The following is a 23,760-nucleotide window of genomic DNA, read 5'->3' as shown; positions in this document are numbered from 1 at the left end:
GGATCCATGATGGCGATGACCGCCGCGCCGCTCTTGTAGCTCTTCAGCTCCGCATCCGTCGGCCGGCGCACCCTCAGCACCACGTCGGCCCTGGCCACATCGCCGGCCTTGCCGATCGAAGCGCCCGCCTTGGCGAACTCTTCATCGGGAATGCGCGACCGCGTGCCGGCACCGGCCTCCACAACCACCTCAAGACCCAGGCCGGCCAGCCGTTTCACCGTATCGGGCGAGGCCGCGACGCGGGGTTCGTTCGCATCGAGCTCACGAGGGATGAAAACCGTCTGTCCCACCGCATGATCCTTTCGGCTGGAACCTGTTTGCGCAAAATGTCGGCCGGGGCGTCCGGCGACGTCAAAGGCAATGGGATTTTGGAAAGACTACCGCAGAATGAAGGCGCCGAGGGCCATGATCAGGACGAACAGGACAGTCGCCGAGAAGAAGCCGCCCGCGAAGAAACCGAAAGCCATCGCCAGAAGTATGGCGCCGCAGAAGAGCGATCCGTATTTGGCCAGCATGAGGAAGCCCGCATAGGTGCGGTCGTGCTCGGCATAGTCCATCTTCGCGCCCAGTTCGACAGGACCGGTCGGCGTGTGCTCAGCCATAGGAATACCCCTTCGAAGACATCTTTCAGGCACATAGCGAAAAGCCGCGCCGAGAGCAATGGCGCTATTGCCGCATCGCAGCCGACAACTTCCTCAAGGGAACTTTGAAACAAAGCCGCCCTGCCTTCGGCAGAATCGCCGAACCGCTCCGGCTGCTTGTTTTCGCGCAATCCCGGACGAAGCCGGCTGGCGCGTCAACCGTGCTCGCTCGCTTCAGCTGGCGAGGTGCGGAAACAACCCAAGCAGGCCGGCTATGATCAGATAGAGCGCGACGATGTAGTTCAGCAGCCTTGGCATGACCAGGATCAGCACGCCGGCGATCAGCGAGATGAGCGGAGTGAGCGCGAGGGTGGAGATGGTCATATGGGCTTCCTTTCGGCGCTGGCCTGCTGAAGGAGACAAAGCTTCTCGTTTGCGCGGACGATTGGCGCCAGCGCGTCAACCAAACGTCGCAGCGACCGAAAAGCTCCATCGGCCCGGGACATTGGCGCAGTGCCGGGGTGCGCGGATGAGCGACATCAGGCGGCTTCGCGGAAATATTTTGCCGTCGGCAGGATGGTTAGCGGCGCCAGTTCGCCCGCGCCCGGCGTTTCGAACAGCATGCGCTGCTCCATCGGCGTCGAGCGGAAGAACGGGAAGCGGGAGAAGGAGCGCTCGCGGATCTCTTCGACGTTGGCCCGATAGAGCACGACCTTGTAGTTCAGGCCTGGATAGTCGCGCAATTCACCGATCTGCTCGGAGCAATAGATGCGGCGATAGAAGCCGGCATGCTCGGGGCGGATTGTGGAAAGGCAGTAAGGCGCGTCGAAATAGAAGCAGGCCATGCCGGCAAGACGAAGCGTCAGATAGGGGATCTGGGGATAGGCCCTCGACCAGTCCGGATCGGCCGCAAAGCGGCTCGGATCGGCGAAATGCGCGCCGGCGGCCAGCATCGGCCGCAATATGTCGCCATAGACCGTGGTGGACGGCGATTGCGGTGTGGCGCTGCACGCATGGTGGATGCGCAACGTGCTGACCAGCTCGCCATCGATGTAGATGCCGAATTTCGAGCAGTTCTCGGCTTCGTCGAGGTCGTCATGGATAATATGATCCGGATTCTCCGGAACCATGTCGCTCAAGCGATAGGATTTGTAGCGCAACCGATAGATATCCTCGAGGTCCTCGCCCTTGTCGCAACGGCGATACTCGGTGCGCTCCAGCATTGCCGAAATATTTCTGGCAAAGCTCGACATATTGTCGGAGGAATTTTCTTCACTCACGCTTGCCACTTGGCGAAGCGCCGTCAACTTCGCATCCATGAACTAACCCCGTAAATGCCGCCGTATCTCAACACTACGACAGCACCACGGTATGTAAAGATGAAAATGAGCCGAACGCTCTTTACTGATCGTTAACGTTAACTACCAGCCAAATTTTACTAAAATCAGAACGTTCCGCAGCCGCGTCAGCCGCGAGCCGCCCGTCTGGCACTCTTGATCTCCTTGGCGAAAGGCCAAACCGTGCTCGACATGGTTTCGATACCGGAGGCACTGAGCGCCGAACCGAACAGGAAGCCCTGCACAAGATCCGGCTTGACCTCCAAGGCGAGGATCTTGAGCTGCTCGAAGGTCTCGACGCCTTCGACGGTCACCGAAAGCCCAAGCGGCCGCGACAGATTGACAATGCCCTTCAGCAGCTCCAGCGAGCGCTTGCTCTGGGTAACGTCCATCAGGAAAGAGCGGTCGATCTTGATCTTGTCGAGCGGCAGCTTGTGCAGATAGCTCAGGCTCGAATAGCCGGTACCGAAATCGTCGAGTGCGATGCGCACACCGATCTGCTTCAGTTCCTCGATATATTGGCGTGTCAGCGACTTGTCGTCGAGCAGCGCCGTTTCGGTGACCTCGATCTCCAGCCGGCCGGCGGCAAGGCCGGAGCTGGCCAGCGCCTCGCGAACCTTCTGGATGACGTCCCGGTTGCGGAAATCCTTGGCGGAGAGATTGACCGAGACGCTGGTGTGGTCCGGCCACTTGGCGCATTCGGTGCAGGCTGCCTGCAGCACGAAGGTGCTGATCTCGGAAATGATGCCCATTTCCTCCGCCAGCGGAATGAAGACGCCGGGTGAAATCGGCCCGAGATCGGGATGGTCCCAGCGGCACAGCGCCTCGCAGCTGGCTATGCGCATCGTGTTCATCGCCACGATCGGCTGGTAAACGACGCGCAGGGCCTTGCCTTCCACCGCGCTGCGAAGATCCGCCTTCATCAGCTGGCGGTTGCGGAAAGCGGCGTCCATGGCGGCCTCGAACAGCCGCCAGCCGTTCTTGCCGAGCTCCTTGGCCTTATAGAGCGCCAGGTCGGCCTTGACGATCATGGCGTCGACGTCGGTATCCCTGACCCGCGACAGCACGGCACCGCCGCTGGCCTGGATGCGCAGCCCGTGGCCGGCGACGTCCACCTCCCCTTGCAGGGCGGCGAATATCGCGTCGAGCTGGCTGGCCAGATGGCTCTCATCCTCGATGCGGTCGAAGAAGATCATGAATTCATCGCCGCCGAAACGGCTGACGGTCAAGCCTGGCCCGGCAATGGCCGCAAGCCGCTCGGCGACCGCGTAGATCAGGCCGTCGCCGATCGGGTGCCCGAGCGTGTCGTTGACGCTCTTGAAATCGTCGAGATCGAGCACGGCCAGGCCGCAGAGGCGGTCGCGGTCGCCCGACGCCATGGCCTCGCCGACCTGTTCGTGGAAATAGGCGCGGTTGGGCAGGCCGGTGAGACTGTCGTAGCGTGCCATGAAGCGGATCTTGTCTTCCGCCTCGACGCGCGCCGTCACGTCCTCGAAGGTGATGACCCCCAGCTCCTGGCTGCCTTCGCGGGCGGAGAATTCGTAGTGCTGGCCGTTGGCGAGCGAAACGAGCACCTTGCGGTCGCGGCCCTCGCGCAGCGCCCGCGTCAGCTGTGCTTCGATGTAGCGGCAGTCCTTCGGCGCCAGCATGCCGCCGGCGACGCCGCGCATCAGCAAGCCATGGATCGAGCGCCCGAGCAGCGCATCGGCCGACTTCAGCGACATCAGATGCGCGGCCTCGGCGTTGGCGACCGCCACCCGGCCGTCCGGGCCAAGCATGACCAGACCGTGCGACATGGTGTTCAGCGCGCGATTGAAACGCTGGGCGAGGCGGTTCGCCTTCTTTTCCTCGGACAAAGCGGCGAAAAGCACCTCGCGGACAAGGTCGGCGAAGCGCTTGATGGCGAACAGGAACGGCGCCGAAAGCAGGCCGAGAATGAAATGATAAGGGTCCCCGCGCAGGATGAAACCCAGCGAAATGGGCCAGGTCATGGTCATGATGAAGATCATCACCATCCTGGGCGAGCCATAATTGCGGCCGGCGATCGAGGTGGCGGAGGCGAGCGTCACGCAGACGGCCGCGATCTCGGCGAAGCCGTCATAGGCAAGATAGATGCCGACGAGGCAGAACGTGCCCAGCATGAAACCGTGCATCGAGCCGTAGAGGATGTAGTCGTTCTCGCGGCGGCGCGCTTCTTCCCAGCTCCTGGGCGACGGTGCATTCCGGTATTTTCGGATGTTGCGCAGGCGCAGGAAAGCAACCGTCAGAAAACCAACCGTCACGGCGAGATAGGCCGGATCCCTGGTCTTCCAGTAAACGAGCACCACCAGTAGGGTCTGGGCAAAGAATCCGATCGACAGCGTCAGGCCGTCGCGAAACAAGGTTTCCACGAACGGTATGTAGACGTCGACAGGGATCTCGTTCTTTTTTCTCAGATTCAACGCCTGAATCCCAACCCTGGGGAGTCAAGCAGTGTCATATTCGCCTTAAGAAAGATTTAGAATGGCCGCTTTGCCCATGCCGTCAAGGCGGGTGACGTTACGGAATGTAGTGAAACTCAAGTTCAGGTAAACAAGCCGTATCCATCACTCGGCGGCCTGGAGTTCCGCCCTCGCTGATGTGCCGGACAGGCGCTCGAGCAGCCTTTGGCGCTCACCGGCCGCCTTTTGGGCGCTGGCTTGCCTGATAGGGCCGTAACCGCGGATGAGCGCCGGCACCGAGACGAGGGCCGTGGCGGCCTCGATCTTGTCCGGCGCCAGCGAGTTGGCGACGCGTTGCAGGTCGGCCTCATATTGCGCCAGCAACTGCCGCTCCATGCGCCGTTCGGCGGAATAGCCGAACAGGTCGAACGGCGTCCCGCGCAGGCCTTTCATCGCCGCCAGCATGCGGAACCCCTTCATCATCCAGGGGCCGAAGCTCGATTTCCTCGGTTTGCCGTCATTGCCGCGACGGCCCAGGATGGGCGGCGCCAAATGGAATTCGAGTTTTTCGTAACTCTGGAACTGCTTGCCGAGCTCGGCGGCGAAGGAGCCGTCGGTATAGAGCCGCGCCACCTCGTATTCGTCCTTGATCGCCATCAGCTTGAACAGGTTCCTGGCCGCCGCTTCGGTCACAGCGGTCGAACCGGGCGCGGCCTTGGCTTCGACCGCGCGCAGGGCAGCGATCCTGCCGGCGTAGCGCTTGCCATAGGCGGCGTTCTGATAGGCGGAGAGGAAAGCGACCCGGCGGGCAATGATCTCGTCCAGCGTCTGGGCAATCGTGGCGGCTTGGCCGTCCTTGCCCGGCTGGGAGACGAGGCCACGCACGAAATCCGGCTGATGCGCGGCGCGGCGGCCCCAGCGGAAGGCGGCGATGTTCATCCCCACCGCCTCGCCGTTCAATTCGATCGCCTTTTCGACGGCTTGCGCCGAGAGCGGCAGACCGCCATGCTGGAAGGCGAAGCCGAGCATGAACATGTTGGCGCCCAGCGAATTGCCGAACAGGGATGTGGCGGTGCGGGTGGCGTCGAAGAAATGCGCCTTGTCGTCGCCGGCAGCAGTGCGGATCGCCCTCTTCAGGCGCTCGATGGGCAGCGAGAAATCGGCCGAGCGGGCAAACTCGCCCGGCATGATCTCGGCGGTGTTGGCGAGGAAGATGGTGTGACCCTCGCGCACCGCGGCCAGAACCTTCTTGGCACCCGACACGACGAGATCGCAGCCGAGCACGAGATCGGCCTTGCCGGCCGAGACACGGATGGCGTGGATGTCATCGGGCGTGCGGGCGATGCGGACATGGGTGAACACCGAGCCGCCCTTCTGGGCAAGGCCGGCCATGTCGATCATGCCGCAGCCCTTGCCCTCGAGATGAGCCGCCATGCCGAGTACGGCGCCGACGGTGACGACGCCGGTGCCGCCGACGCCGTCGATGATCGCCGCCCAGCCCTGTTCGCCGAGCGGGAATTCGGCGGCTGCTGGAACACCGTCGAGCGGATCGATCTTGCCGGCGATGCCTTCGGCCTTGCGGATCCTGGCGCCATGCACGGTGACGAAGGACGGGCAGAAGCCATTGACGCAGGAAAAATCCTTGTTGCAGCTCGACTGGTCGATCCGGCGCTTGCGGCCGAACTCGGTCTCCACCGGCTGGATGGAGACGCAGTTCGACTGGACGCCGCAGTCGCCGCAGCCCTCGCAGACCAGTTCGTTGATGAAGACCCGCTTGTCGGGATCGGGAAAGGTGCCGCGCTTGCGGCGACGGCGTTTTTCGGCGGCACAGGTCTGGTCGTAGAGCAGGATCGATACACCGCTGACGCCACGCAGCTCGCGCTGGACGAGATCGAGATCGTCGCGGTGATGGATGGTGGCGCCGGCCGGGAACTCGACCTTGCCGGCATATTTGTCGGGCTCGTCGGTGACGATGGCGATGCGCTCGACGCCTTCGGCCCGCACCTGCCTGGCGATCATGTCCACCGTCAGGCCGCCTTCATGCGGCTGGCCGCCGGTCATGGCCACCGCATCGTTGTAGAGGATCTTGTAGGTGATATTGGCGCCCGATGACAGCGCGAAGCGGATCGCCAGCGTGCCGGAGTGGTTGTAGGTGCCGTCGCCGAGATTCTGGAAAATGTGGTCGCGCTTGGAAAAGGGCGCCTGGCCGACCCACTGCGCGCCCTCGCCGCCCATCGCGGTGAAGCCGACGGTATTCCTATCCATCCACAGCGCCATGAAATGGCAGCCGATGCCGGCCGCGGCGATCGAGCCGTCCGGCACCTTGGTCGAGGAATTGTGCGGGCAGCCGGAACAGAAGAAGGGGGTGCGGGAGCCGATATCCGACGCGTCTGCGAGCATGGCCTGGAACTGGCGCAGCTTCGCCACCCGCGCTGAAATCTCTTCCGACGGTCCGATGGTTTTCACGATCCTCTCGCCAAGGGCAATGGCGATCTCGTTGGGGTCGAGCGCGCCCTTTGCCGGAAACAGCCAGTCGCCGCGCTCGTCCTTCTTGCCGACGATGACGGGCTGCGTGGCGGTGCCGTAAAGGTTCTCGCGAAGCTGCACCTCGATCAGCGAACGCTTCTCCTCGACGACGACGATGGTGTCGAGGCCGTGCGCGAAGTCGGCAATGTGCTGGAAATCGAGCGGCCAGGGGCAACCGACCTTGAACAGCCGCACGCCGATGCGGTTGGCGGCCGCCTCGTCGATGCCGATATCCTCCAGCGCCTGGCGCACGTCGAGATAGCTCTTGCCGATCGTGACGATGCCGATCCTGGGGTTGCGGCCGCCCGAATAGACGATCTTGTTCAGCCCGTTGGCATGGATGAAGGCGGACGCCGCGGCGCGCTTGTACTCATGCAGCCGCTCCTCCTGGCCGAGCATGTCGATCTCGTGGCGGATGTTGAGGCCGCCGGGCGGCATGTCGAATTCGGGGATGACGATGTTCAGCCGCTCGATCGAGGCGTCGACCGAGGCCGTCGATTCGATGTTGTCCTTGACGCATTTGATGGCCGCCCATGTGCCGGCGAAGCGCGACATGGCAAAGCCGTAGAGCCCGTAATCGATTATCTCCTGGACGCCGGCCGGATTGAGGATCGGCACCATGGAGTCGACGAACAGGAATTCGGTAGCATGCGCGTTGGTCGAGGATTCGGCCATGTGGTCGTCGCCCATCAAAGCGAGCACGCCGCCATGTTTCGACGAGCCGGCCAGATTGGCGTGGCGGAAGACGTCGCCGGAGCGATCGACTCCCGGACCCTTGCCGTACCAGACCGAAAACACGCCGTCATGGGTGCCCTCGCCCAGCAGTTCCGTCTGCTGCGATCCCCAGCAGGCGGTGGCGGCGAGTTCCTCGTTAAGGCCGGGCTGGAAGACGATGTCGGCCTGGGCGAGCTGTTTTTTCGCCTTCCACAGCTGCATGTCGAGGCCGCCCAGCGGCGAACCGCGATAGCCGGAGACGAAGCCGGCCGTGTTCAGACCCGCGCGGCGGTCGCGCTCGCGCTGCATCAGCAGCATGCGAATGACCGCCTGCGCGCCGGACAGGAAGATGCGCTCCTTCCCCAGGTCGAACTTGTCGTCGAGCGCGACGTCGTGCAGCGTCATCAGGCATTTCCTCTGCGGAGGCCGCGCGGGGGCAGGCAGCCAGCGTCGGGATCGGATGACGCATCCTTTCTCCCCTTGCAAGACAGGTCAAACGAAATCGGACGTGCCAGGCACCGCGCAACGAACGATCCGCCGTCATCCCTTGCCTGGTATGAAATCGCTCCGCGAGCAACGTCTGGCGCACGAAAATTTCGCTTTTCTTCGGGCTTGGCGGCGAGCGTCAGGTGCCCTTGGAACAGTCCGGCTTCGGCTCGCCCGGCAGCTTGCCGTCGGGATGGCCGACGAGATCGGGATTGGCGGTGTAGAGTTGGTCGATGACGAGCGGCCGGTCGGGCAGGATGGACTGGTCTTCGGTGGACATCAGCGTGGTGTCGATCTTCTGCAGGACCGCGCCGTCGGAGCCCTTGATGCTGATGGCAATCGTATAGGGCTTGTTCTTGACGACGCAGGTCAAAGCCGGGCTCTCCAACGTCACCTTGTCGAGCTTGGGCCAGACCTTCTGCTCGACCACCAACGGCGCGCCGCCGGCTGGATCCTGGAAGCTGGCGACCGCGACCTGGCCCTCTTCCATCGGCTGCAAGGGCCGCAGCGTCACGACATAGGTCGCCCTGGCGAGACGGTAGTTGAAGACGAATATCTTGCCCGAAATCTCGAACAACCTGCCTTCACCGTCCTTGCCGGTGTCGCGGCAGGCGCCGAGCGCCATCGCTGCGATCAGCGCCATGCCGAGCAGGGCTGAACGAGAGCTAATCCTGGACATTGTTGACCTCATTGGCCGCCTTGCGGCGGCGATAGTGACGGCTTGCCTTCTCGCGGTTGCCGCAGACCGCCATGTCGCACCAAAGGCGGCTGGAATTGCGGCTCCGGTCGACGAACAGCCAGGAGCAATTGGGACAGATCCTGAGCCTCGCGACGGTGTCGTTGCGCAGCAGCGACAGGGCGGAAACCGCCAGTGCCGCCTCGAAAGCGATCGGCGTTGCCGGATCGCCGAACGGTTTTCCGGGCGTTGCGATCTCGGTCCGGCCGCCGGCGAGACCGTCGGCGCACGCTCCCAGCAAGCCGGAGAGATGATCGGTGGCGACGGCGCCCTTCGACACGGCGTGGCGAAACAACCGGTCCGTCGCCTCGCGGATCGGCAGCACGACAGGCGCGATTGCAGCCGGCGCGGAGACCGCCAGCCGCCTGCCGCCAAGCTCGGCGGCACGAAAGCCGCTTGCCGCGTCCGCGAAGCGGGCGATCTCGCGCCGATCATCAAAACGGTCGAAGGTCCTCTCCGGATCGGCGCGCAGCACGACGGTGTTCGCCGTGTCGAGCGCGAGCAGGCCGCCGGTGAAGCGGTGGGGGATCCAGGATACCGTCATGGCCGAAATCTAACCGATAAATCGCGTTTGACAAGTTAGAATCGCCGATGCAAGTCTTGCTCAGGGGTGGTATCGCCGCTCTTTGTTGGAGCGCTTCGTTGTCCCAAAACCGCCGTGTACTTTGGGCGACATGCTCCGAGGGTTTCGCATGTTGTATTTCTTCCAGCAGGTCCTGAACGGGCTGCATTCAGGCGCACTCTATGCGCTGCTGGCGTTCGGCTATGTGCTGACCAACGGCATCCTGCACCGCACCAACCTGGCCTATGGCGCGCTGTTCGCCTTTTGCGGGCAGACGATGATCCTGACCGCCGCCTTCGGCTACCAGGTACTGTGGCTGACGCTGACGGCGGCGGTGGTGCTCGGCGTCGCGGCGGCTTTCCTCTATGCCGCGCTCATAAGCCACGTCCTGTCGCGCAGCGTCTTCGAACCGCTGGCCGACCGCTCGCCCAACGCGATCGTGGTGACCACGCTCGGCATCTTGCTGGTTTTGTCGGAAGCAAGCCGCATTGCCGCCGACACGCATGACCTGTGGCTGCCGCCTATGCTGGCGCAGCCTGTCGTTTTCGCACAGAATGCCGGCTTCAAGGCGACATTGACGCTGATCCAACTGCTCGACTGCGCCGTGGTGCTGGCGGCGGTTGCGCTTGCGGCATGGGCCTTTGCCCATTCGAATTTCGGCCGGCGCTGGCGCGCCGTCTCCGACGATCCCAAGGCGGCCGCCATGTGCGGTGTCGACGTGCGCGCCGTGTTCCGCCACGCCGTGCTTTTCGGTGGCTTTTGCGCCGCGCTCGCCGGCGTCATGGCCGGCCTCTACTACGGCAATGTCAGTTTCGGTTCCGGCCTGGTCTACGGGCTGAAGATCCTGTTCGTGACGGCGGTCGGCGGCTATCTCTCGCCGCCGCGGGCGGCCCTGGGCGCTGCCGCCTTCGGCATGGCCGAATCGCTGTGGGCCGGCTATTTCCCCGTGGAATGGCGCGACGCGTGGATGTACCTGTTCCTCGTCGCCATGCTGGTGCTGATCGGCGCCGGTCGCGACCAGACCAAGATCGCGTGATCCGCATCAGACTTTGGTTGCATGACGCGCGCCTCCGATAGCTTGTTTCGGGTGCGAAACGGTCGCCTTAATGCTTTGATTTTGCCCGCGAACCCTGCCGGCGGCCGGTTCCGGTTTTCCGAGCCGTGCGCCGCCGGCCGGCGCTTTGTCCGCTCCCTCGTCTCACAACCGCGTTGCCAGCGTCGCTCCTGTGTTGACCCGTCCTGCCACGCACGGCATACGGTTAGGCCACAGCGGCGCGGCGTAAAATAACGGGGAGCCGTCGCGCCTCGGACAACAAGGGAGGAATGCATGGCAGGGCTTCTCGCTCTATCCAGGGCGATCGATCGCATGAACGAGTTCATCGGCAAATGGATATCGTGGTTGATCCTGCTGGCGATCCTGGTGAGCGCCGCCAACGCGATCATCCGCAAGGTGTTCGACACCTCGTCGAATGCGTGGCTGGAGCTGCAATGGTACCTGTTCGGCGCCGCCTTCATGCTTGCGGCGGCCTATACGCTGAAGCAGAACGACCATATCCGCATCGACATCGTCTACGGCCTGTTCCCGCGCCGCGTGCAGCACTGGATCGACCTTCTCGGCCATGTCTTCTTCCTGATGCCGTTCGTGACGCTGATGGTGATCTATTTCGTCCCCTACGTGTCGCTTTCGTTCCGCAGCGGCGAAATGTCGAACAATTCCGGCGGGCTGATCATCTGGCCGGCAAAGGCGATCCTCCTGGTCGGCTTCTTCCTGCTGGCGCTGCAGGGCATCTCCGAAATCATCAAGAAGATCGCCATCATGCGCGGCGACATGGACGACCCCACTCCGTTCATATCCGCGCATGAGCAGGCGGAACTCGAAGCCAAGGCACTTGCAGACGAGGCTAAGGCGCTTGGCGAGGTACGCTCGTGATCGAGTTCATCGCCCAGAACATGGCGCCGATCATGTTCGCCTCGCTGGTCCTCTTCCTCCTGATCGGCTATCCCGTCGCTTTCTCGCTCGCCGCCAACGGGCTTTTGTTCTTCTTCATCGGCGTGCTGGTCTCGCCCTATTCGGGCGGCTCGATCAACCTCGCCTGGCCGCTGCTGCATGCCTTGCCAGACAATTTCTACGGCAGCAGGGTGATGTCGAACGACACGCTGCTGGCGATCCCGTTCTTCACCTTCATGGGCATCGTGCTCGAGCGATCGGGCATGGCGGAAGACCTGCTCGATACGATCGGCCAGTTGTTCGGGCCGATCCGCGGCGGGCTCGCCTATGCCGTGATCTTCGTCGGCGCGCTGCTGGCGGCCACGACCGGCGTGGTGGCCGCATCCGTGATCGCCATGGGGCTGATCTCGCTGCCGATCATGCTGCGCTACGGCTATGATCGCCGGCTGGCGTCCGGCGTCATCGCCGCGTCCGGAACGCTCGCCCAGATCATCCCGCCGTCACTGGTGCTGATCGTGCTCGCCGACCAGCTCGGCCGCTCGGTCGGCGACATGTATGCGGGCGCGCTGATCCCCGGCATCGTGCTGACCAGCCTCTACATGCTCTATATCCTGATCATGACGATCGTGCGGCCGAATTCGATGCCGGCGCTGCCGCTGGAAGCACGCACGCTCGGCCATGGCGTCGTGTCGCTGCTGGTGGCGCTGCTGGCAACGGTGGCGATCTCCTACGCGGCCTACCGCTATCTCGCACCGACCCACGGCGACAATGCCGACATTCTCGGCGCCAGCATCGGCGTGGCCGTGATCTATATCGTTGCGATCGCCGACCAGCGCCTGAAAATCAACATGATGTCGCGGCTGGCGCAGCAGGTCGTGATCGTGCTGATCCCGCCATTGGCGTTGATCTTCCTGGTGCTGGGCACCATTTTTCTTGGCATCGCCACTCCAACCGAGGGCGGCGCCATGGGCGCTGTCGGCGCGCTGGCAATGGCGGCGATCAAAGGCCGGCTGTCGCTCGACGTGGTCAAGCAGGCGCTCGCTTCGACGACAAGGCTGTCGTCCTTCGTGCTGTTCATCCTGATCGGCGCGCGCGTCTTCTCCCTCACCTTCTACGGCGTCAACGGCCATATCTGGGTCGAGCATCTCTTGACCTCGCTGCCGGGCGGCGAGGTCGGCTTCCTGATCGGCGTCAACATCCTGGTCTTCGTGCTTGCCTTCTTCCTCGATTTCTTCGAGCTGGCCTTCATCATCGTGCCGCTGCTGGCGCCGGCCGCCGACAAGCTCGGCATCGACCTGATCTGGTTCGGCGTGCTCCTGGGCGTGAACATGCAGACCAGCTTCATGCATCCGCCCTTCGGCTTCGCGCTGTTCTACCTGCGCTCGGTCGCCGCCCGGGTGCCCTATCTCGACCGCTTGACCGGCAAGCAGATCGCGCCGGTGACAACGGGCCAGATCTATTGGGGCGCCGTGCCGTTCGTCTGCATCCAGGTGATCATGATCGGGCTCACCATCGCCTTCCCGCAAATGGTGATGCACTACAAGGGCACAGCGGTCGATTCCGGTACGATCGACTATACGGTGCCGGGGGTGCCGGGACTGACGCCGCTCGGCACTCCGCCGGCCGGGACCGGCACCGCGCCCGCCAACGGCGCCGCGCCGCCCGCCGCGCCTGCCGCGCCCGACTTGTCGCAGCCGCCGAACTTCGGCGATACGGCGCCCGCCAAACCGGCGGCACCACAGCCGGACCTGTCGAAGCCGCCGAGCTTCAACTGATGCCGGAGATCGCAAAGCCATGAAAGCGGTGCGGCTGGAAGCGGTTGGCAGCATCACGCTGCGCGAGGTCGCCAAGCCCGTTCCCGGGCCTGACGATCTGCTGGTGCGCATCGAGGCCTGCGGTGTCTGCGGCACCGACCGGCATCTTTTCCACGGCGAGTTTCCCTGCAGGCCGCCAGTGACGCCCGGACATGAGTTCTCCGGTATCGTCGAGGCGATGGGACATTCCGTGAGCGGCTTCTCGATCGGCGACCGCGTCACCGGTGACCCCAACATCGCCTGCGGACGCTGCCACCATTGTCATGCCGGCCGCGTCAATTTGTGCAGCAATCTCAATGCCATCGGCATCCATCGCGACGGCGGCTTCGCCGACTACGTCGTGCTGCCGCAGAAACAGGCCTTCATCCTGCCCGCAGACTTGAAGCCGACCCATGGCGCCTTCTGCGAGCCGCTCGGCTGCTGCCTGCATGGCGTCGACCTGGCCCAGATCAGACCGGGCTCCTCGGTCGCCATACTTGGCGGCGGCGTGATCGGCCTGCTCACCGTGCAACTGGCAAGGCTTGCGGGAGCGACCACCATCATCCTGTCGACGCGCCAGGCCTCACGGCGCGCGCTGGCCGAGGAGCTCGGCGCGACGGCAACGATCGACGCAAGCGCAGCCAACGTCATCGATGCCATCGCCGGTCCAGCCGGACTGGTGCCCGGCGGCGTCGACGTGGTGCTCGAATGTGCCGGTGTCCGGGAAACGGTCGAGCAGTCGCTGCGGCTGGCGAGGGCCGGCGGCACGGTCGTCATTGTCGGCGTGGTGCCGCAAGGCATGAAGGCCGCTTTCGAGCCCTTCGATCTTCTGTTTCGCGAGTTGAAGGTTCTCGGCTCCTTCCTCAATCCCTACACGCACCGCCGCGCCGCCGAGCTGATCGCTTCGGGCGCGATCGAGATCGACCGGCTGATCTCCCGGCAGGTGCCGCTGGAAGAGGCGGTCACGGTGATCGCCAACCCGCCTGCCGCCGGCGAGGTCAAGGTGGTGGTGGTGCCGGGCCGAGCCTAAAGTCTTGCAACGTTGGCCACTGGCGGGGCCGTCACTATACGGGGAGAGGATGCCGGCAGGCAGGTAAGAGGCAGCGCCAATGGTGGATGGACAAGACACGAGGGTTGGCCTTCAGCCCCTAAAGCGCGGGGCGCTGAAACGGATTCAGGCGACGCGCTTCAAGTCTCTGTTTGATGCATGTCGATGTCCCGGAACCGCTGCACGCTTCTGGGCGACATGCATTAGACCTAAGCCCGGGCGATTCAATCGCCGAAGCCGGCGCTGCCCCTCATCCCCCTGCCGGGACCTTCTCCCCGTGTAGTGACGGGGAGAAGGGACCAATCCCTACCTACAGCTTGCCGTTGCGCTGCTGGACCATCATGAAGGTGTCGTAATTATACTCGGCCACCTGCGCCCAAAGATAATGCTCCTTACGGAAGCCCTTGATGGATTCCCAGATCTTCTTGAACGGGGCGTTCGAGGCTTCCATTTCGGCATAGACCTCATTGGCCTTCTCGAAGCAGGCGGCCATGATCTCCTGGCTGAACGGACGCAGTTTGGCGCCGCCTGCCACCAGCCGCTTCACCGCCGCAGGATTGAGGTAGTCGTATTTCTGCAGCATGTTGGCATCGGCGGCTTGCGCGGCGGTATGCAGCAGCGACTTGTAAGTCGGCGAAAGTTCTTCGTATTTCGCCTTGTTGAACATCAGGTGGACGGTCGGACCGCCTTCCCACCAGCCTGGATAGTAGTAGTAGGGCGCGACCTTGTAGAAGCCGAGCTTCTCGTCGTCATAGGGGCCGACCCATTCGGCTGCGTCGATGGTGCCCTTTTCGAGCGCCGGGTAGATGTCGCCGCCGGCGATCTGCTGCGGCACGACGCCGAGCTTCTGCACAACCTTGCCGGCGAAGCCGCCGATGCGCATCTTGAGGCCGGAAAGGTCGGCCACCGTGTTGATCTCCTTGCGGAACCAGCCGCCCATCTGCACGCCGGTATTGCCGCCAGGCAGGCCGAACAAGCCTTGCGTGGCGAGAAATTCGTTGAACAGGTCGATGCCGCCGCCATGATAGTGCCAGGCATTCATGCCGCGCGCGTTGAGCGAGAACGGAACCGCCGCGCCCAGCGCCCAGGTCGGGTCCTTGCCCCAGTAATAGTATGCCACCGTGTGGCAGGCCTCGACCGTGCCGGCGGTGGTGGCATCGGCCGCCTGAAGGCCGGGCACCAGTTCGCCAGCGGCGAAGACCTGTATCTGGAAATTGCCGTCGGTAGCTTCCGAAAGCATCTTGGAGAAGACCTCGGCGCCGCCATAGATCGTGTCGAGCGATTTGGGAAAGGACGACGCCAGCCGCCACGTCACCTTTGGATTGGACTGGGCTATGGCCGGCGCGGCGAGCGTGGCGGCGGCCGCGGCGGCGCCAACGCCGGTCGTCCCGGCCTTGCGGATGAATGAACGACGATCCATGAAGTCCTCCCTTTTGGATCAACAAAACCGACGTGCGGCGCATGCTCGATGCCCTGCACGGCTGGCGAAACAATACACGGGCAAGGAGTCGAGTCCAGCGTGGCGGCCTGATTTGACGGCGTGTGCGCAGGGCCTTGCAACTATAGTCTAACGGGCCGTTTGGTGGCCCATCCGACAGACCGAAACTTGTCATGGAAAAATGTGCTGGGATCGCCTATTTTGAAGGCAGGATTCCCCGGCCCAGATGGAAAACAAAGCCAAAATGCAGCAGCCGCTCGTCGCCATATCGACCGACGTCCGTCAATTCGACAACTACACCTGGCATGCCGCCCCACAGCAATATCTGGAGGCGGCGATCGCCGGCGCCGGCGTGTTCCCGGTGCTGGTGCCTTCGTTCGGCGAGCGGCTCGATTTCGATGAGCTGCTGTCGTCGGTCGACGGCGTCATGCTGACCGGCTCGAAATCCAACGTGAACCCCTCGCTCTATGGCGGCGATGCCAGCGAGGCGAATGGTCCCTATGATCCGGCACGCGACGCCACCACCTTGCCGCTGATCCGCAAGGCGATCGAGCGTGGCGTGCCGCTGCTTGCCATCTGCCGCGGCATCCAGGAGCTGAACGTGGCGCTGGGCGGCACGCTGGGCACCGAGATCCAGGAGCGTGAAGGCTCGCTCGACCACCGCGCGCCGGTGAGCGATATCCAGGACGAACGCTTCGCCATCCACCAGACCGTTTCGATCAAGGCGGGCAGTTGCCTGGCCGGTGTGTTTGGGGCCGGCGACATGAAGGTCAACTCGTTGCACCGCCAGGCAATCGACCGGCTTGGTTCGAAGCTGCAGATCGAAGCCGTGGCCGACGACGGCACCGTCGAGGCGGTCTCCGTAAAGAATGCCCGCGCTTTCGCGGTGGGCGTCCAGTGGCATCCCGAATACTGGGTCAAGTCGGACAGCAACTCGGCCAAGATCTTCCGGGCCTTCGGCGACGCGGTTCGCCTGCATGCGGCCGCCAAAGCCGGCGCCCGCGCGGCGGCGGAATAATCAGTCGTCGGTGCTCGGGTCCCAGGCCGCCGCCAGCGACAGCAGCGGCAGCGCGGGGGCGTAGGATTCGAAGCCGTCGCCATCGGCGACCGCGAAGGTGACGATCGGATCGACGCCGTTGGCGCTGAAGGCGACCGTGCCGTCCTCCTGCTCGCGCCAGAATTTCGCCCGCTCTATGCCTGGCATGAGCCGGCGGCAGTTCGGAGCCACCGTCAAAAGCGACAGGCCGTCCGAGACGGTGGCGCCGCGTTTGATTGCGCAAACCCCCTCATAACCATTGGCGACCAGCCTGTAGGTGTCGGGCGGCGCGGCCTCTTCAGCCACGCTTTCGCCAGTGCCGCCATGAAACAGCTGAACGCCGCCAAACAGGGCGGCGGCTCCGATCAGTGCGGAAAGCGTTTTCATGCTGACCCTCATCCATGCGTACGGACAGGATGAAGAATGATTTCAAAGGGTTAAGCTGACGTTAATAAATATGGCAGCCCGACCGCTCAGCCGCGCGCCTTCACATGCGCCGTCTCGGGCACGGGTGTGATCGACCGGCGCTCGCTGAACCAGGACACCAGATTGTCGACGCAAAGATCCGCCATGGCGCGACGTGTGTGCTCCGAGGCCGAGCCGACATGCGGCAACAGGCTGGCATTGGTCGCGTCAAGCAGCGCCCGCGGCACGTTCGGCTCGTCGGCGAAGACATCGAGCCCGGCGGCGGCGATAGTGCCCTTGGCCAGGGCTGTCGCAAGCGCCGCCTCGTCGACCGTGCTGCCGCGCCCGATATTGACGAAGACGCCGTTGGCGCCAAGCGCCGACAGGATCTCGGTATCGACCGCCTTTTCCGTCGAGGCGCCGCCCGGCACCACCGAAATCAGCGTGTCTACTGCTTCGGCGAGGCCCTTCAGCGTCGGGTGGTAGGGATAGGACAGGCCCTCGACCCGGCGCCGGTTGTGATAGGCGACGGGCAATCCGAACGCCTCCAGCCGGCGGGCAATGGCGAGCCCGATACGGCCCATACCGAAAATGCCGGCGCTGCGGCCGCGCAAGGTGAGCCGGCTCAGGGGATAGTTGCCCTTGCGCTGCCAGCTGCCGTCGCGCAGCCAGGTTTCGGCGCGCGGCAGGTCGCGCACGGTGTTGATCAGCAGGCCGATGGCGGTGTCGGCGACCTCCTCGGTCAGCACATCCGGCGTGTTGGTGACCATGATGCCATGATCGCCAGCGTGGCGGGCATCGACCGAATCATAGCCGACGCCGAAACTGGCGATGATCTCAAGCTTCGGCAATGCATCCATGAGGGCCGCGCTGATGCCGCCGAACGAGGCGATGGCGCGCACGTTGTCACGCATCTCATCGGTGACCAGGGAGGGGTCGGCGCGCTCGATCCCGACACGCCTGAATGTCCGGTCGATGCGTTCGACCGCATGGTCGTTGAAATGCCCCGGCACCAGGATGGCGACGGCTTGCAGTTGCTCGGGCTTTGTCATACGCGCTCCACCGGCTTGCCGGTGGACTGTCGCACATGCAGTTCCGGCTTGATCAGTTCCTGCGAGGGCCGCACCGTCTGCCCGTTCAGCTTGTCGAGCAGGGCGCTGGCGGCGCGGCGGCCAACCTCGCGCTGACCGTTCCACACCGTGGTCAGCGCCGGCGTGGCGATTGCCGCCTCCTCGAGATCGTCGTAGCCGGTGACCGATATGTCCAGGCCGGGCACCAGGCCGGCGCGCGCGATGCCGTTCATCAGGCCGATGGCGACGAGGTCGTTCCAGCAGCAGGCGGCTGTCGGCTTGTCCTTCAGGGCCAGAAACTGTCCGGCAGCTTCGAAGCCGGCCTGCTTGGTGCGCGGACCGGGGATGCGCCAGGCCGGCCGCACTTCCAGCCCGGCGGCCTCCATGGCGTTGACATAGCCCTGGTAGCGGTCGCGGCCGGTCGAGGTCTGGTCGGTGCCGCCGATCATGGCGATGCGCTTGTGGCCGAGCGAGATCAGGTGATTGGTGGCAAGGCCGGTGCCATAGGCGTCGTCGCCGCGAAACACCGGCACGTCGGCGCCTTCGACGGTGCGCGCGATCAGCACCGCCGGCAGGCCGTTTTCCTCGGCCATCAGAATATCCGAGGCCGGAGTGCCGATGGCCGGCGACATGATGACGCCGTCGGCACCGAGCTGCAAAAGCGTGTCGATGAAGGTCCGCTGCTTCTCGAGTTGGTCGTAGTGGTTGGACAGGATGAAGGTCTGGCGGCTGCGGTCGAGCTCGCTTTCGATCGAGCGCAGTATCTCGGCGAAGAACGGGTTCATGATGTCATGCACGACGACGCCGACAATGCCCGACCGCGAGGTGCGCAGGCTGGCGGCGCGGCGGTTGTAGATGTAGCCGATGGCGCGGGCATGCTCCTTGATGCGGTCGCGGGTGCCGCCTGCGACCAGCGGGCTGTCGCGCAGCGCCAGCGATACCGTGGCCGTGGACACGCCGAGCGCGTCCGCGATCGTCGACAGCTTGATCTTCTGTGCCAGCCTTCCGCTCCCCGCCGTTTTTTAAACTGTTTAAAGGCGGCCTTATGCCATCCTTCGGGGTTAAATCAAAGTTTTTTTGCCAGCGCTTCCGCCTCGATGTCCAGCACCGCGCGATTGCGCAAGCGCAGCCGGTGCTCGCGATGGACGATGTAGAGACCACTGGCGACGATGACGGCGGCGCCGACGAGCGTCCAGCGGTCGGGGAACTGCTTGAAGACGATGAGCCCGGAAAGGATCATCCACACCATCTGCGAATAGGGATAGGGGGCGAGCGCGGTGGTGGTGGCCATGCGATAGGCCTGCACCAGAAGCCAGTGACCGACGCCGCCGAACACGCCGAGCATGAGCAGGATGAACCAGTGCCAGCCATCGTGCGGCAGGGAAAACGAGAACGGCAGCATGGGCAGGAGCACCACCGCCGGGGCCAGCGCCGAAAACAGGATGAGGCTTTCCGATGTCTCGGTCGCCGACATGCGTCGGGTCATGATCACATAGAAGCAGTTCGACAGCATCGAGCCGAGCGCGAAGAGGTGTCCGATGCCGAAAACGCCGACTCCCGGCCTTGTGATGATCAGAACGCCGGCGAAAGCGGCCAGGATCGCCAGCCACCGCCGCCAGCCCGCCCATTCGCCAAGCAGCGGCCCGGCAAGTGCGGTGATGACCATCGGCCCGAAGAAATAGATCGATGTCGTCTCGGCCAGTTGCAGGGACCGCAGCGCCAGCACGTTGAAGATGGTTGAGCCGAACAGGAACAGCCCGCGCAGGACATGAGCCGGCAGGTTGACCGGACGGAACCGCGCCGGTTCGCGCCAGCCGCGCAACAGCGCGCCGACCAGAACGACATGCACGGCAAAGCGCACCCAGGCGACGACGAGCGCGGAGACGCCGGCCAGGACGAGGTACTTGCTGCTGGTGTCGAGAAAGGTGAAGAAGACATAGGTGGACAGCATGCACAGGATCGCCACCGGCGGCGTCGCGCTTTCTGAAGATGTTTGGGGAGCACTCACTTGCAGGCCGAATGGAAAGCTGGGCTGAGGCCCACCTTTGCGGCAATTGCGGGCGTGCGGCAAGCCAAAAGCGGCTGGCACAACAAGAGCTGCGGACAGGCTCAGGCCCGGGTCGTCAGGGATGCATGCGAGCACCCTTGGTGATCTTGTCGACCGTCTTCTTGTCGGCGCGCAATGCAATGCCGACCACCTTGGCGTCTTCCGGCGCGAATTCGGCGAAGACGGCGCGGTTGGCGGCGTCGAACCCGGTCGAGAACATCTCCTCGACGTAGAGCGAGCTCGTTACTCCGCGCTCCAGGGCGCGGCTGTGGATTGCGCCGAGTGTCGCCTGGTCGGCGCACAGCACGATGACCGGCTGGATCGACAGCGGGTTGTAGACATTGCCGGCGCGGTCACGATAGGGCTCGCCGATGATATCGGGGAACTGCGCGACGACGCCGCTGGTCAGGAAAGCGGTGACGTTGAGTTTTTGCCAGACCGGCAGATCATCCCTGAGCACGATTGCAAATTTCGTATCGAACATGAGACAGTGACCATTCGGGGGTTATGCCCTTTCTAGACGAAAGGAAGCGATGTCGCTCGATCTAGGCAGTCAGGCGTTCCAGGGTCTTGGACGTTTGTGCGCGGATGCCGCGGAAAACTGCATCATTGCCGCCCGCGACCCCGTCGGCATGGAGCGCATCGAGGCGCGGTTCCACGGCAGCGCCTTCGACCTGCATCGCCACGACACCTATGCGATCGGGGTGACGCTGCAAGGCGTGCAGAGCTTTCGCTATCGCGGTGCGGTGCGGCATAGCCTGCCGGGCCAGATCATCGTCCTGCATCCCGACGAACTGCATGATGGCGGCGCCGGAACCGAGGACGGGCTGCGCTACAGGATCCTCTATCTGGAACCGTCGCTGATGTTGGACTGCCTGGGCGGCACATCTCTGCCCTTCGTCAGGGAGGCCGTGGTGGCGGACGAACGCCTGCGCGCGACCTTGCTTTCGGCGCTGGGTCCACTGGAGGAAGACCTCGATGAGCTGTTCGTCGCCGACTTCCTGGCGCAACTGATGCAAGGGCTTGCCCGCCACGCCGGCCAGCCGGCGAGAGCGGTGCGGGAAACGGCCTGGCGGGCGGCCGCGCTGGCGCGCGACTATCTCACGGAAAACTCCGCCCGGCCCGTGCGATCCGACGAGTTGGAGGCGGTTACCGGGTTCGACCGCTATGCCTTGTCCAGGCATTTCCGCGCCGTTTTCTCCACCAGTCCGCATCGTTTCCTTTTGATGCGCCGGCTTCAGCGCGCGCGGCGTATGATCGCCGCCGGCGAGCCGCTGGCGCAGATCGCGGCCGAGGCCGGTTTCAGCGACCAAAGCCACTTCAACAGGCAATTCAAGAAGGCATTCGGCATGACGCCGGGACGCTGGTGTTCGCTGATCCGTGGGTCCGCCGCGGCCTGATCGCCGGAATCGGCGGTCAGTCGTCCAACTCGACGTCCTCATCGATCAAGGCCAGTTCCTCGTTCGAGAGATTGGCCTCGATGCGGGCAAGAAATTTGAACAGCGCCTTCTGTTCCTTCTTGTCGAGGCCCTTCAGCGCCTGCTTTTCGGTCTTCTTGACGGACTTTTCGATGGCGCGGATGGTCTCGCGGCCGGTGTCGGTGAGGAAGATATGCGCCTGGCGGGCATCGGCGTCGGAGGCGCGCTTTTGCAGGAAGCCCTGTGCCTGCAGCCGGTTGATGGTCTTGGTTATGGTGGGCGGCCGCACGCCGAGACGCCCGGCCAGATTGCCCGGCGTCTGGCCATCCTCGCGGTCGAGCGCCAGCATGATCTGGTCCTGGCCGGCATAGAAGCCGTGCGCCAGCAGCCGCGCCGCAAGCGCTGTTCTTGCCAGCCTTGCCGCCGAATGCAGCCGGCTCATTGTCGCAGTCTTGTCCGCCTTGGCCATGGTCATCCCTCTTCGGCCATACCGGTGCGGGCAGCATAGACGCAGCCGGCCGGTTGGCAATCGACGATCAAAAAGATTCCGGCGCCTGAAACAGCTTTGCCGGCAAGCATTGCGGTACCCGCCGTGGCTAATGCCAGATGATTATTTCAGTTAGATGACAAACGACTTTTCGCGAAAGCGATTGCGGTGGATCGGCTCGGCATGATCGTCCACAGGCTCCTTTTGCGCACCAATATCCCACAGTCTCCGGGGCGTCGCGCTCCGGCCGTTTCGAAGAGACCTTGGCCTATGGTTCGGGCCGGCCATTCGCGGTTTGCCTCGTGCAAAAGCCAGCCGCACATCCTATATGGAACCGACAATCCCTTTCGAGGCCGAGATCTTTCAAGGCCCATCCATTCGAGGCAAGCCATGAGCGACGCACAGACGCAGATTCCCGTAACCGTTCTGACCGGCTATCTCGGCGCCGGCAAGACGACGCTGCTGAACCGCATCCTGTCGGAAAACCACGGCAGGCGCTACGCCGTCATCGTCAACGAATTCGGCGAGATCGGCATCGACAACGACCTGATCGTGGAATCCGACGAGGAAATCTACGAGATGAACAATGGCTGCGTCTGCTGCACGGTGCGCGGCGACTTGATCCGCGTGGTCGAGGGCCTGATGCGCCGCCCCGGCCGTTTCGACGCCATCGTGGTGGAGACCACTGGTCTCGCCGATCCGGTGCCGGTGGCCCAGACCTTCTTCATGGACGACGACGTGCGCTCCAAGACCAAGCTCGACGCGGTGGTGGCGCTGGTCGATGCCAAGCACCTGCCGCTCAGACTGAAGGATTCCAAGGAAGCCGAGGACCAGATCGCCTTCGCCGACGTCGTGGTGCTCAACAAGACCGACCTCGTCACATCAGAAGAACTGGCCAAGGTCGAAGCGACGATCCGCGCCATCAACCCGGCCGCAAGGATTCATCGCACCACCCGCGCCGGCGTGGCGCTGTCGGAAGTGCTCGACCGCGGCGCCTTCGACCTGTCCAAGGCGCTGGAGAACGACCCCCATTTCCTCGAGGCGCATGACGACCATCATGATCATGATCATGACCATGATCATCACCACCACGATCATGACGGGCACGATCATGACCACGATGGGCACCACCATCACGCGCACCCCTCCGACATCCATGACGTGACGGTGCAGTCGGTTTCGCTGCGCGGGGGCGAGATGGATCCGAAGAAATTCTTCCCCTGGATCGAGAAGGTCACCCAGATGGAGGGACCGAACATCCTGCGCCTGAAAGGCATCATCGCCTTGAAGGGCGACGACGAGCGCTACGTCATCCAGGGCGTGCACATGATCATCGAGGGCGACCACCAGCGCGCCTGGAAAGACGGCGAGAAGCATGAGAGCCGGCTGGTGTTCATCGGCCGCGAACTGGACGCCGAACGGCTGAGGAAGAGCTTCGAGGCCTGCCAGGCCTAAGTCTCGGCGGCGGCGTTGCGCTGCTTGCGGCTTGCGGGTGAAGGCGGCGGCATTCTGCTCATCATCGATGCCAAGGGCGAGCGGGCCGCAACGTGGTATGTCGGCTATGGCGCCGAGCGCCTCACCGGATCGGATCCGACCCTGGTGATGCCACTGACATCATTCGCAGCCGATCCTCGAGCCAGGGGGCTGCTTTGATGCCCGCCTCCTCATCACTTTGCTGATCCTGACGGTTGTCGGAACCGCAAACGTC

At 63.9% G+C, this 23,760-nt stretch carries 21 protein-coding genes and 2 pseudogenes; 8 read left to right on the top strand and 15 right to left on the bottom strand.

Annotated elements, in window-relative coordinates:
* From LB551_RS27325 to LB551_RS27290, 8 genes and pseudogenes are all read right to left on the bottom strand, one after another.
* A pseudogene (locus LB551_RS27325) lies at positions 1-290 on the bottom strand (NAD(P)(+) transhydrogenase (Re/Si-specific) subunit alpha); the annotation flags it as partial.
* 87 nt (positions 291-377) lie between these two features.
* Positions 378-602 (bottom strand): aa3-type cytochrome c oxidase subunit IV, encoded by a 225-nt coding sequence (locus tag LB551_RS27320; protein ID WP_140550322.1) that lies wholly within the window; start codon positions 600-602, stop codon positions 378-380.
* A gap of 213 nt (positions 603-815) precedes the next feature.
* Positions 816-965, bottom strand: a complete 150-nt coding sequence (locus tag LB551_RS27315) for a DUF3096 domain-containing protein (RefSeq protein WP_224661140.1) — start codon at positions 963-965, stop codon at positions 816-818.
* Positions 966-1,120: 155 nt separating this feature from the next.
* Positions 1,121-1,900, bottom strand: coding sequence for an N-acyl amino acid synthase FeeM domain-containing protein (locus LB551_RS27310; protein ID WP_140550324.1), 780 nt, complete (start codon positions 1,898-1,900; stop codon positions 1,121-1,123).
* 146 nt (positions 1,901-2,046) lie between these two features.
* On the bottom strand, positions 2,047-4,359 hold the full coding sequence (locus LB551_RS27305; RefSeq protein WP_224661139.1) for a putative bifunctional diguanylate cyclase/phosphodiesterase: 2,313 nt from the start codon (positions 4,357-4,359) through the stop codon (positions 2,047-2,049).
* 144 nt (positions 4,360-4,503) lie between these two features.
* Positions 4,504-7,983: an indolepyruvate ferredoxin oxidoreductase family protein gene (locus LB551_RS27300; protein WP_224661138.1), complete on the bottom strand. Its 3,480-nt coding sequence runs from the start codon at positions 7,981-7,983 to the stop codon at positions 4,504-4,506.
* Between the two features lie 220 nt (positions 7,984-8,203).
* Complete coding sequence (locus LB551_RS27295) at positions 8,204-8,743, bottom strand: hypothetical protein (protein ID WP_411970967.1); 540 nt, start codon at positions 8,741-8,743, stop codon at positions 8,204-8,206.
* Entirely contained in the window at positions 8,730-9,344 is a 615-nt protein-coding gene (locus LB551_RS27290; protein WP_224661136.1) for a CGNR zinc finger domain-containing protein, read from the bottom strand. The genes LB551_RS27295 and LB551_RS27290 overlap by 14 nt, the downstream gene beginning before the upstream one ends.
* A gap of 148 nt (positions 9,345-9,492) precedes the next feature.
* On the opposite strand from LB551_RS27290, the gene LB551_RS27285 reads away from it, so the two are divergent.
* The 4 genes from LB551_RS27285 to LB551_RS27270 all read left to right on the top strand — a co-directional run bounded on the left by LB551_RS27285 (position 9,493) and on the right by LB551_RS27270 (position 14,133).
* Entirely contained in the window at positions 9,493-10,398 is a 906-nt protein-coding gene (locus LB551_RS27285; protein WP_224661135.1) for a branched-chain amino acid ABC transporter permease, read from the top strand.
* Between the two features lie 291 nt (positions 10,399-10,689).
* Positions 10,690-11,292 carry a TRAP transporter small permease subunit gene (locus tag LB551_RS27280; protein WP_224661134.1) on the top strand — a complete coding sequence of 201 codons (603 nt, stop codon included), beginning with the start codon at positions 10,690-10,692 and terminating at the stop codon, positions 11,290-11,292.
* Positions 11,289-13,085, top strand: coding sequence for a TRAP transporter large permease subunit (locus LB551_RS27275; RefSeq protein ID WP_224661133.1), 1,797 nt, complete (start codon positions 11,289-11,291; stop codon positions 13,083-13,085). The genes LB551_RS27280 and LB551_RS27275 overlap by 4 nt, the downstream gene beginning before the upstream one ends.
* A gap of 19 nt (positions 13,086-13,104) precedes the next feature.
* Positions 13,105-14,133, top strand: a complete 1,029-nt coding sequence (locus LB551_RS27270) for a zinc-dependent alcohol dehydrogenase family protein (RefSeq protein ID WP_224661132.1) — start codon at positions 13,105-13,107, stop codon at positions 14,131-14,133.
* A 328-nt stretch (positions 14,134-14,461) separates the two neighbouring features.
* Here LB551_RS27270 and LB551_RS27265 read toward each other — a convergent pair whose 3' ends face one another.
* Positions 14,462-15,571: a TRAP transporter substrate-binding protein gene (locus LB551_RS27265; RefSeq protein WP_140550332.1), complete on the bottom strand. Its 1,110-nt coding sequence runs from the start codon at positions 15,569-15,571 to the stop codon at positions 14,462-14,464.
* A gap of 244 nt (positions 15,572-15,815) precedes the next feature.
* Between LB551_RS27265 and LB551_RS27260 the strand changes: the two genes are divergently transcribed.
* Positions 15,816-16,607, top strand: a complete 792-nt coding sequence (locus tag LB551_RS27260) for a gamma-glutamyl-gamma-aminobutyrate hydrolase family protein (protein WP_224661131.1) — start codon at positions 15,816-15,818, stop codon at positions 16,605-16,607.
* Here LB551_RS27260 and LB551_RS27255 read toward each other — a convergent pair whose 3' ends face one another.
* The 5 genes from LB551_RS27255 to LB551_RS27235 form a co-directional block, all read right to left on the bottom strand.
* A complete protein-coding gene (locus tag LB551_RS27255) occupies positions 16,608-17,012 on the bottom strand; it encodes a hypothetical protein (protein WP_224661130.1) in 405 nt (134 codons plus the stop codon).
* An 86-nt stretch (positions 17,013-17,098) separates the two neighbouring features.
* Complete coding sequence (locus LB551_RS27250; RefSeq protein ID WP_224661129.1) at positions 17,099-18,082, bottom strand: 2-hydroxyacid dehydrogenase; 984 nt, start codon at positions 18,080-18,082, stop codon at positions 17,099-17,101.
* Positions 18,079-19,101, bottom strand: a complete 1,023-nt coding sequence (locus tag LB551_RS27245; RefSeq protein ID WP_140550335.1) for a LacI family DNA-binding transcriptional regulator — start codon at positions 19,099-19,101, stop codon at positions 18,079-18,081. The genes LB551_RS27250 and LB551_RS27245 overlap by 4 nt, the downstream gene beginning before the upstream one ends.
* A gap of 65 nt (positions 19,102-19,166) precedes the next feature.
* Positions 19,167-20,051 (bottom strand): DMT family transporter, encoded by an 885-nt coding sequence (locus LB551_RS27240; protein ID WP_224661128.1) that lies wholly within the window; start codon positions 20,049-20,051, stop codon positions 19,167-19,169.
* A 172-nt stretch (positions 20,052-20,223) separates the two neighbouring features.
* Positions 20,224-20,631, bottom strand: a complete 408-nt coding sequence (locus tag LB551_RS27235) for a DUF2000 family protein (RefSeq protein ID WP_224661127.1) — start codon at positions 20,629-20,631, stop codon at positions 20,224-20,226.
* 49 nt (positions 20,632-20,680) lie between these two features.
* Here LB551_RS27235 and LB551_RS27230 point away from each other — a divergent pair, with 49 nt between their 5' ends.
* Positions 20,681-21,547, top strand: coding sequence for an AraC family transcriptional regulator (locus LB551_RS27230; RefSeq protein WP_224661126.1), 867 nt, complete (start codon positions 20,681-20,683; stop codon positions 21,545-21,547).
* 16 nt (positions 21,548-21,563) lie between these two features.
* Here the strand turns inward: LB551_RS27230 and LB551_RS27225 are convergent, their stop codons facing one another.
* On the bottom strand, positions 21,564-22,034 hold the full coding sequence (locus LB551_RS27225) for a MarR family winged helix-turn-helix transcriptional regulator (RefSeq protein ID WP_224661125.1): 471 nt from the start codon (positions 22,032-22,034) through the stop codon (positions 21,564-21,566).
* A 408-nt stretch (positions 22,035-22,442) separates the two neighbouring features.
* Here LB551_RS27225 and LB551_RS27220 point away from each other — a divergent pair, with 408 nt between their 5' ends.
* The gene (locus LB551_RS27220) at positions 22,443-23,507 is read left to right on the top strand and encodes a CobW family GTP-binding protein (RefSeq protein WP_224661124.1); all 1,065 of its coding nucleotides are present in this window, start codon (positions 22,443-22,445) and stop codon (positions 23,505-23,507) included.
* Positions 23,508-23,705 (top strand): annotated as a pseudogene (locus LB551_RS27215) (GNAT family N-acetyltransferase); the annotation flags it as partial.
* Positions 23,706-23,760: the final 55 nt, after the last annotated feature.

This window comes from Mesorhizobium sp. BR1-1-2, from assembly GCF_020165435.1.
Classification (GTDB): Bacteria; Pseudomonadota; Alphaproteobacteria; order Rhizobiales; family Rhizobiaceae; genus Mesorhizobium.
The sequence above is the reverse complement of the archived record's forward strand: the minus strand, read 5'-3'. Positions and strand labels throughout refer to the sequence as shown.